The organism is Thermodesulfobacteriota bacterium (assembly GCA_040756475.1).
Classification (GTDB): Bacteria; Desulfobacterota; Deferrisomatia; order Deferrisomatales; family JACRMM01; genus JBFLZB01.
Map to the genome: position 1 here is coordinate 22,062 of JBFLZB010000038.1, position 8,633 is coordinate 30,694.

Genomic DNA, 8,633 nt, shown 5'->3' on the forward strand with positions numbered 1-8,633 from the left:
GCGGCCCCTACAGCAGGGGCCTGAAAACGATGCGGCAGGCCTGCCCCCCATCCAGGGGCGTGCCGGGGGTGGGCTCCTGGGTGGCCGCCACCCCCGAGCCCAGCAGGCTCAGGCGCAGCCCGACCCCCGCCGCCTCCAGCCGGCGCAGCACCTCCCGCATGGTGAGGCCGTGCACGTCGGGCATGAGCCCTGGGGCTGACCCCTCGGGGCGGTGGGGCCCCGGGGTTCTCCCCGCCGCGTCCGTTCCGGGCCGGGGAACCGGCGGGCTGCTCCGGGCCACGGCGCGCGCCCCCGGTTCGGGAGCCTCTTCCGGGGGCACCTGGAGGTACCCCAGGATGCGGCGGGCCATCTGGGCGAACGCAGGGGCCGCCACCATGCCGCCGTAGCGGGAACCCTGGCTCGGCTCGTCCACCGCCACCAGGAGGACGAGCCGGGGAGCCCGGGAGGGGACGAACCCGGCAAAGCTCGCCACCACCTTGTCCCGCAGGTATCCCCCCCGGACCAGGTCCGGCTTCCAGGAGGTGCCGGTCTTTCCGGCTACGGTGTAGCCGGGGACGGCCGCATTGGCGCCGGTGCCGCCCTCGGCCACCACGGTGCGCTCCAGGAGGCCCACCAAAGTGGCGGCGGCGGCGGAGCCCAGGGCCCGGCCCGCGGCCTCGGGCTGGAGCCGTTCGGCCTCGCGCCCCGTCTCGTCCAGCACGGCCCGCACCAAGCGCGGGCGCATCCGCACGCCTTCGTTGGCCAGCGCCGCAAAGGCCGAGGTCACCTGGACCGCGGTGGCCGAGATCCCCTGGCCGTAGGCGATGGTCTTGGGGGTGATCTTCGACCACCCGGAGGGCGCCGGCAGGATGCCCCCCGACTCCCCCCCCAGCTCCACGCGGGTGGGCGCCCCGAGCCCGAAGCGGCCCAGCGCCTCGTGCAGGGCGTGGGGCGTGAGCTTTTCCGAGAGCTTGGCCACTCCGATGTTGCTCGAAACCTTGAGCACGTCGGCCACCGTGAGCCACCCGTGGGGCTGGGTGTCGCCGATGGTGCGCCCGTGCACGCTCCACTTGCCGTTCTCGCAGAAGACCGCGTCCGAGGGCCGGGCGAGCCCCTGGTCGAACAGGATGCCCAGGAACGGCGCCTTGAGCGTGCTCCCCGGCTCGTACACGTCCACGACCGCCGAGATCTTGCGGTCTTCCGGGCGGCTCTCGGCCACCGCGTTGGGGTTGAAGAGGGGTACCTGGGCCAGGGCCAGGATCTCTCCGGTGGACGGGTCCATCGCCACGGCGACCCCGCCCCGGGCCCGGCTCTGCTCCACGGCCCGCAGGAGCTCCTCCTCCACGATGTGCTGGACCGTCTCGTCCAGGGTGAGCACCAGGCTGCGGCCGCCGCCCTCGGTGGTGTCGGGGGCGGCGGGCAGGAGCAGGACCCCCTTGGCGTCGCGCTCGGCCTGGACGGTACGGGGCTTGCCCCGCAGGAGCCCGTCGAAGTGCGATTCGAGCCCCCCCAACCCCCGGCCGTCCACGCCCACGAAGCCCAGCACCTGGCCCGCGAGGCTCTTCTTGGGATAGGTGCGCAGGGGCTCGGGGGCGATGCCCACCCCCGCAATGCCCAGGGCCCGCACGGCTTCCTCTTCCCGGGGGGTGATGCGCCGCTTCACCCACGCGAAGCGGGCGCCGCCCCGCTCCAGGGCCCGACGGGCCTCCCGGGGTTCGAGTCCCAGGGCCCGGCACAGGCGGGCCAGGTCCTCGGGGGCGCCGAGCAGACACGAGGGGTCGGCGAAGACGCTCGACCCGGGGACGCTCTTGGCGAGCTCCCTGCCGTTGCGGTCGAACAGGGTGCCCCGGGGAGGCACGAGCTCCAGGCGCTGCCGGCGCTGGTCCTCCGCCCGGGCCAGGAGCTCGGGGGCCCGCACGACCTGGAGGTGGACGGCCCGGGCGGCGGCGACGGCAAACAGGGAGAGCACGCAGCCGCCCACGGCGGCGATGCGCCAGCGGGCGGCCCGTTCCCCTCGGCCCTCGCGCCTCCCGCTACTCATCGAGGACGACGACGCTCGACCGGTCCGGGTATGCCAGGCCCTGCTTCCTCGCCAGCTCCTCGATGCGCTTGGCGCTCGAGAGGGTGGCCGCTTCCACCTTGAGGCGCGCCACCTCCGCTCCCAGGTTCTCCTTGTGTCCGTAAAGCTCGCTGAGGTCGTAGTGGAGCCGGGTGATCTCGAGCCGCGTGGCGGTCAGGAGCAGCGCCGCGGCCAGGCACAGGGCGAAGGCCAGGACCCGAACCCCCCAGCGCCCCGCGCTTGGGAGGATCCAGGGCAGGGCCGGAAGCGCCAGGGCGCGTGCGGGCTTGGTGACACTCATGGCGTTCCTCCTCGACGGGGGCGGTCGGGATCCGGCAGCCGCTCGGCGGCCCGGAGCCGGGCGCTACGCGCCCGGGGATTGGCTTCGATCTCGTCCCGGCCGGGCTTGACGGCCTTGCGGCCCAGGGGCCGCAGGAGCCCCGGGCTGCCGCAGGTGCACCGGAGAGCCTCGGCCGGGCACCGGCACTGGGGCGCGTAGCCTCGCAGGGCCTGCTTGACCCGGCGGTCCTCCAGGGAGTGGTAGGCGATCACCGCCACCCTGCCCCCGGGGGAGAGGAGGTCCGGCAGGGCCTCCAGGAACCGCTCCAAGGCCAGGAGCTCGGCGTTCACCGCGAGCCGCAGGGCCTGGAAGACCCGGGTGGCCGGGTGCTTTCCGCCGCGACGGCCCAGGGCTTCTTCTACGGCCCGGGCGAGCTCCCCCGTGGTTTTCAGGGGCCGGCGCCCCCGGGCCCGCACCAGTGCCCGGGCCACCCGGGAGGCCCGGGGCTCTTCCCCGTACTCCCGGAAGAGGCGGGCCAGCTCTTCTTCCGAGAGCGCGTTCACGAGCTCGGCGGCGGGCACCCCGGACCGGGGGTCCATGCGCATGTCCAGGGGCCCGTCCCGCAGGAAGCTGAAGCCCCGTCCCGCCTCGTCGAGCTGCCGCGAGGAGACCCCCAGGTCCAGGAGAATGCCGTCCACGCAACCCAGCCCCTGGGCCGCGAGGATAACCCCCAGGTCGCCGAAGCTCCCGTGGACCAGCCGCACGCGGCCGGGGAAGTCCGCGGCCAGGGGCGCGGCGGCTGCCAGGGCCTCGGGGTCCCGGTCGACCCCCAAGAGGAGACCTCCCGGCCCCAGGCGCTCGGCGATGTGCCGGGCGTGGCCGCCGCCCCCCAGGGTGCCGTCCACGTACACGCCGTCGGGCAACGTGGGCAACACCTCCAGCACGGCGTCCAGGAGCACCGGCACGTGGTAGGGGGGTTTCACGCCGCGCGGGCCCCCACCGCCTCCCGAACGCTCCGGTACTCTCGGAGGTCGTCCTCCAGGGCCCCCGCGAGCCGCAGGATCTGGCGCACGTAGGGCGACGGCCCTACCAGCCCCAGCCGGCGCCCGCCCCGGGCGCTCCGGGAGAGCTCCGCCACCACCGCCGCCACCCGGTAGTGGATGTGGCGGGTGGCCCGCAGGTCCAGGAGCACCTCCCCAGGGCAGGCCCGCAACGCCGCCGCGAGCTCCCGGGAGAGGGCTTCTCCCTGCTCCCGGCCCACGTCTGCCCCCAGGCGCACGACCTCGACCCCCCGGCGGCTTCCCCGAACCAAGGTCGCGGGGGCGTTCCCGGGCGCGCTCACAGGCCCAGGGCTCCCATGGCCTGGGCCAGGGCAGGGAAGTCCGCCTGGGCGGCCTGCATGGCGGCCTCGTGGCGTTCCCTGGACCAGACCTCCAGGTGGTTTCCCATGCCCGCGAGCACCACGTCCCGCTCCAGGGCAGCGTACGCGCGAAGCGTGGGGGGCACGAGGATGCGGCCGGCCTTGTCCAGGGGGCATTCCTGGGCCGGCGCCAGGAAGAAGCGCCGAAACGCCACCACCTTGGGGTCGAAAGAGGGCAGGCCGGAGATCTTCGCCTCCAGTGCCCGCCACTCGTCCGAGGGGTAGGCCACCAGGCAGTCGTCCTTGCGGGTCAGGAAGAGGGGGGCCGAAAAGGACGCCTCGAGCGCCTCGCGCAGCTTGGCCGGGATGCTCAGGCGGCCCTTGTCGTCGATGGTGTGCTCGTAGCACCCGCGGAACATCCCTGCTCCCTGGCCCGACGGCCCACTTCACCCCACTTTGCCCCACAATGTGGGCGCACTATACAAACCGGCCCCGGGGGTGTCAAGGGTTCGCGGGAAAAACAAGCCTTCCAGCGGGAGTTCTTCCAGGTGTCGGGAAGTGGGAGAGAGGGCAGGCGCGGGGGCCGGAGGAACCGCAAAAGGGGGGAAGCAACTTGTGTGCCAGACGCCCCGTCGACCTGGGGGCTTGGCTCGAAAAATTTCTCACAATGTTCGTAAAGGGGAACGAGGAGCCCGCCGATAAGAGGGGCGGCGGAAACAGGTGTCCGGGCCGCCGAAGCGGCCCGCACGCGCGCGGCTCGAAGGGGGACGACCGACGGACGAGCGACAGGAGGAAGCACATGGCTCTCGTGGTTCTGGATCCCGTCACCCGCATCGAGGGCCACCTGCGCATCGACACGAGGGTGGAAGACGGGCGGGTGGTGGAGGCCTGGAGCCGCGGGGAGATGTTTCGGGGCTTCGAGGACCTGCTGGCGGGGCGAGACCCCCTGGACGCCCCAGTCATCACCCAGCGTATCTGCGGGGTTTGCCCCGTGAGCCACGCCATCGCCTCCTGCCGCGCCCTGGAGGGCGCGTTGGGTCTCGCGGCGCCCCCCAACGGACGCCTCCTGCGCAGCCTGGTGCTGGGGGCCAACTACCTCCAGAGCCACGTGCTCCACTTCTACCAGCTCTCGGCCCTGGACTTCGTGGACGTGGAGGCCGTTCTGTCCTACGGCGGTCCGGACCCGGGCTTGCGGGAACTGCGGGCCTGGGTAGAGGGGGAGGTGCGCTCCAACCGCGTGCTCCCCGCCGCGCCCTTCCTCCCCCGTCTGCCGGGCAACTATGGGGAAGACCCCCGATGGAGTGCCGGCGCCCTCGCCCACTACCTGGAGGCCCTGGAGGTGCGTACCGAGGCCCACCGGATGGCGGCGATCTTCGGAGGGAAGCTTCCCCACACGGCGTCCCTGGTTCCCGGGGGAGTGACGACGGGGGTGGACGCCGAGGCGGTGGAGCACTTCCGCGCGCGCCTGCGCCAGGTGCGGCGCTTCGTGGAGAACACCTACCTGACCGACGTGATCGAGGTGGCCCGGCGCTTCCCCGCCTACGCAACGGCGGGACGCGCAGCGGGGCGCTACCTCTCCTTCGGCGCCTTCGAGGAGGGCACGGGGAAACCGTGGCTTCCGGCGGGCACGGTGTCGGGCGGGGTCTACGCCCCACTCGATACCGGCCGCATCGCCGAGGAGGTGGGCTCGAGCCGGTATGCATCCCGAAAGCCCCTGCACCCCCGGGAGGGGGAGATCCGGCCGGAGGCCTCCAAGGCCGGCGCCTACTCCTGGCTCCAGGCGCCGCGCTACGGGGGCGTCTCCTACGAAGTGGGGCCCCTGGCCCGGCTCCAGGTGGCCGCGGCCACGGGCGCCCAGCCCGTGCGGGAGGCCCTGTCCCACCTGCTTGCCGAGGCTCGGATGGAGCCCGCCGCCCTGGACAGCGCCCTGGGCCGGCATGCCGCCCGGGCGGCGGAAGCCGTGCTCCTGGCCCGGCAGATGGAGTCCTGGCTGGATGCCCTGCAGCCGGGCGAGCCCTCGGTGGCTCCCTACACGGCGCGGCCGGAGGGGCGCGGGGAAGGACTCACGGAAGCCCCCCGGGGCGCGCTGGGTCACTGGATCGAGGTGCGCGGCCAAAAGATCGCCCGCTACCAGTGCGTAGTCCCGAGCACCTGGAACTTCTCCCCCCGGGGGGATGGGGGAGACCCCGGGCCGGTGGAGGCGGCCCTCCTGGGGCTGGCCGTCGATCCGGACCACAAGGGGCTGGAGGTAGCGCGGGTGGTGCGCTCCTTCGACCCCTGCATCGCCTGCGCGGTGCATTGAGAGCAGGGGTCGGGGAGCAGGGGCGAGGGGCTGGTTTCGTAGGTCGGAGCCCCGAACCCCGGTCCCTGATCCCCGAACCTTGAACCGAGGATTCACATGGCCATGGACCGTCGAACCTTTCTCAAGGACGCGGGGCTGCTCCTGGCCGGGCTGGGGCTCGGGCCGGCGCTGCGCCCCCAGTTTGCCCAGGCTCTGGAGGAGCTCGCGGCTGGCCGGGCGCCGGTGCTGTGGCTCCAGGGGCAGTCGTGCTCGGGGTGCTCGGTGAGCCTCCTGAACAGCGAGCGCCCGGGACCGGCGGAGCTCCTCACCCGGTACCTCTCCCTGTACTTCCACCAGACCCTCTCCGCCGCCACGGGGGATGCCGCCCGGGAGGCCCTGGAGCGCGCCATCGAGGCGGGAGGCTACCTCCTCGTGACCGAGGGATCGGTTCCCCTGGCCGTGCCGGAGGCGTGCCTCGTGGGCCACGAGCCTTACGGGCGCCTCCTCGAGCGGGCGGCCCGGCGGGCGAAGGCCGTCCTCTCGGTGGGCACCTGCGCCTGCTTCGGTGGCATCCCCGCCGCACCCCCCAACCGCACCGGGGCCGCCCCCACGGCCCAGGCCCTGGCCAAGGCCGGGATCACGGTGCCCCTGGTCCATCTGCCCGGGTGCCCGCCCCACCCCGCGTGGATGGTCGGTAACGTGGTTCACCTGCTGCGGGTGGGGATGCCCGCCCTCGACGAGCACCTCCGGCCGGTTCGGACCTACGGCCAGCTCCTCCACGACCAGTGCCCCCACTTTGCAGAGTACGGGCGCCAGGAGTTTGCCACCGCCCTGGGGGGCCCGGGCTGCCAGTTCAAGCTCGGCTGCCAGGGGGTCATCACCCACGCCGACTGCTCCCACCGGGGGTGGAACGGCGGCGTCAACTGGTGCGTGCGCGCGCGCGCGCCCTGCGTGGGGTGCGCTCGGCCCGACTTCGCTCGGGATCCGGCGTACGCGTTCTATCGGCTCAACGAAGGGGGCGTCCCCGCCTGACCAGGAGGTGTACCGTGCGCATCGGCATTCAAACCAAGGTCAGCGGCTTCCTGATCCTGGTTCTCGCCCTGGCCTTCGGCGCGAGCACCTGGATCGCCACCGCCCAGTCGAGCCGGCTCCTGAAGGAGTCCGAGGCCGCGGCCCACGCCGCCCTGGAGGCCTCTGCCCACGACCAGGCCCGCAACGTCTTCGCCAGCCTGGAAACCGGGACCAAGGGCTCCCTGGAGCGCGGCGAGATGGACGTGTTCGAGGACCTCCTCGCGGACCTGGGGCAGATCCGGGGAGTCCTGGAGATCGGCCTGTCGGACCCCGCGGGCGTCATCGTGTACTCGAGCCGGCCCGAAACCCTCAAGAAGCCGGTGGATCCCAAGGCGTTTCGAGGGGCCACCGGGACCAAGGACGTACTCGAGCTCGACGTGGGCGACTCCCTCATCCTGGTGCGCGCCCACTACATGGAGCCGGACTGCCTGCGCTGCCACGACCGGGCCAAGGTGGGCGATCTCTCCGGCGTGCTCTACGTGCGTTACAGCCTGGCCGGCCTGCGGGAGGCCGAGGTTGCCGGGGCCGAGCGGCTCGCCGCGGGGCACCGCCGGGGGGTGACGACCGGGGTGGCCACGGGCCTGGGGGGCCTGTTCATCGCCTCCCTGGGGGTGTACCTCCTGACGGGCGCCCAGGTGTGCCGCCCCCTCAACCGCCTCATCGGCCGCATGCGGGAGATGGCTACCGGCGAGGCCGACCTCACCTCGCGGCTTCCCGCCGAGGCCCGGGACGAGCTCGGGGACGTGGCCCGGGCCTTCAACGACTTCGTGGGCAACCTCCAGGGGCTCGTGGCCCAGGTGCTCCAGACCGCCGGCCAGGTGGCGGCGGGCAGCGACGAGATCCTGGGTGCCAGCCGCACCATGCTGGAACGGGCCACCCAGCAAAACGACCGCACCCAGAGCGCCGCCACCTCCGCCGAGGAGATGAGCGCCACGGTGCTCCAGGTGTCCCGGGGTGCCCAGGAGGCGGCCGATACCGCCCGCTCCGCCTCGGAAACCGCCGAAGCCGGGGGCAAGGTGGTCGAAGAGGGCATGGCCGGGATGGAGCAGGTACAGACCCGGGTCAAGGCCATCGCCGCCAAGGTGCGGGAGCTCGGCGAGCGCAGCCAGGCCATCGGCGAGGTCATGCAGGTCATCGACGACATCGCCGACCAGACCAACCTCCTGGCGCTCAACGCCGCCATCGAGGCGGCCCGGGCCGGGGAGCACGGCCGGGGCTTCGCCGTGGTGGCCGACGAGGTGCGCAAGCTCTCGGAGAAGACCGCCCAGGCCACTCGCCAGGTGCGCAGCACCGTGGCGGCCATCCAGACCGAGACCGACGAGGCGATCGCTTCCGTGAACCAGGGGCTCGAAGAGGTGGAGCGCAGCGGGGAGCTCTCCCGGAAGGCCAGCCAGGCCCTGCGGGAAATCGTGCAGAAGATCGCGAAGAACTCGGAGATGGTGGCCCAGATCGCCACGGCTACCGAGCAACAGAGCGCGGCGGTTTCCGAGGTGAGCGAAAACCTCGACTCCATCGCCAGCTTGAGCTCGGAAGTGGTCTCGGGCGTGGAGCAGACCGGGAGCACCGCCGAGCGCCTGGGCGGCGAGACCCGGCGCCTCCAGGA

The 8,633-nt window shown here is 73.1% G+C and carries 8 protein-coding genes; 3 read left to right on the forward strand and 5 right to left on the reverse strand.

Features of this window, described 5'->3' with window-relative positions; genetic code table 11:
- Positions 1-7: 7 nt before the first annotated feature.
- The 5 genes from AB1578_07790 to mraZ are packed head-to-tail and all read right to left on the reverse strand — an operon-like array spanning position 8 to position 4,097.
- On the reverse strand, positions 8-2,020 hold the full coding sequence (locus AB1578_07790) for a penicillin-binding protein (GenBank protein MEW6487801.1): 2,013 nt from the start codon (positions 2,018-2,020) through the stop codon (positions 8-10).
- A complete protein-coding gene (ftsL, locus tag AB1578_07795) occupies positions 2,013-2,339 on the reverse strand; it encodes a cell division protein FtsL (protein MEW6487802.1) in 327 nt (108 codons plus the stop codon). The genes AB1578_07790 and ftsL overlap by 8 nt, the downstream gene beginning before the upstream one ends.
- Positions 2,336-3,301 carry a 16S rRNA (cytosine(1402)-N(4))-methyltransferase RsmH gene (rsmH, locus tag AB1578_07800; GenBank protein MEW6487803.1) on the reverse strand — a complete coding sequence of 322 codons (966 nt, stop codon included), beginning with the start codon at positions 3,299-3,301 and terminating at the stop codon, positions 2,336-2,338. The genes ftsL and rsmH overlap by 4 nt, the downstream gene beginning before the upstream one ends.
- On the reverse strand, positions 3,298-3,660 hold the full coding sequence (locus AB1578_07805) for an STAS domain-containing protein (protein ID MEW6487804.1): 363 nt from the start codon (positions 3,658-3,660) through the stop codon (positions 3,298-3,300). Before AB1578_07805 ends, rsmH begins: the two co-directional genes overlap by 4 nt.
- On the reverse strand, positions 3,657-4,097 hold the full coding sequence (gene mraZ, locus AB1578_07810) for a division/cell wall cluster transcriptional repressor MraZ (GenBank protein MEW6487805.1): 441 nt from the start codon (positions 4,095-4,097) through the stop codon (positions 3,657-3,659). Before mraZ ends, AB1578_07805 begins: the two co-directional genes overlap by 4 nt.
- 380 nt (positions 4,098-4,477) lie before the next feature.
- Here mraZ and AB1578_07815 point away from each other — a divergent pair, with 380 nt between their 5' ends.
- The 3 genes from AB1578_07815 to AB1578_07825 all read left to right on the forward strand — a co-directional run.
- Positions 4,478-5,980, forward strand: coding sequence for a nickel-dependent hydrogenase large subunit (locus AB1578_07815; protein ID MEW6487806.1), 1,503 nt, complete (start codon positions 4,478-4,480; stop codon positions 5,978-5,980).
- Positions 5,981-6,076: 96 nt separating this feature from the next.
- Positions 6,077-6,991 carry a hydrogenase small subunit gene (locus AB1578_07820; protein MEW6487807.1) on the forward strand — a complete coding sequence of 305 codons (915 nt, stop codon included), beginning with the start codon at positions 6,077-6,079 and terminating at the stop codon, positions 6,989-6,991.
- Between the two features lie 14 nt (positions 6,992-7,005).
- On the forward strand, positions 7,006-8,633 hold a 1,628-nt coding region (locus AB1578_07825; protein ID MEW6487808.1), incomplete at its 3' end, for a methyl-accepting chemotaxis protein.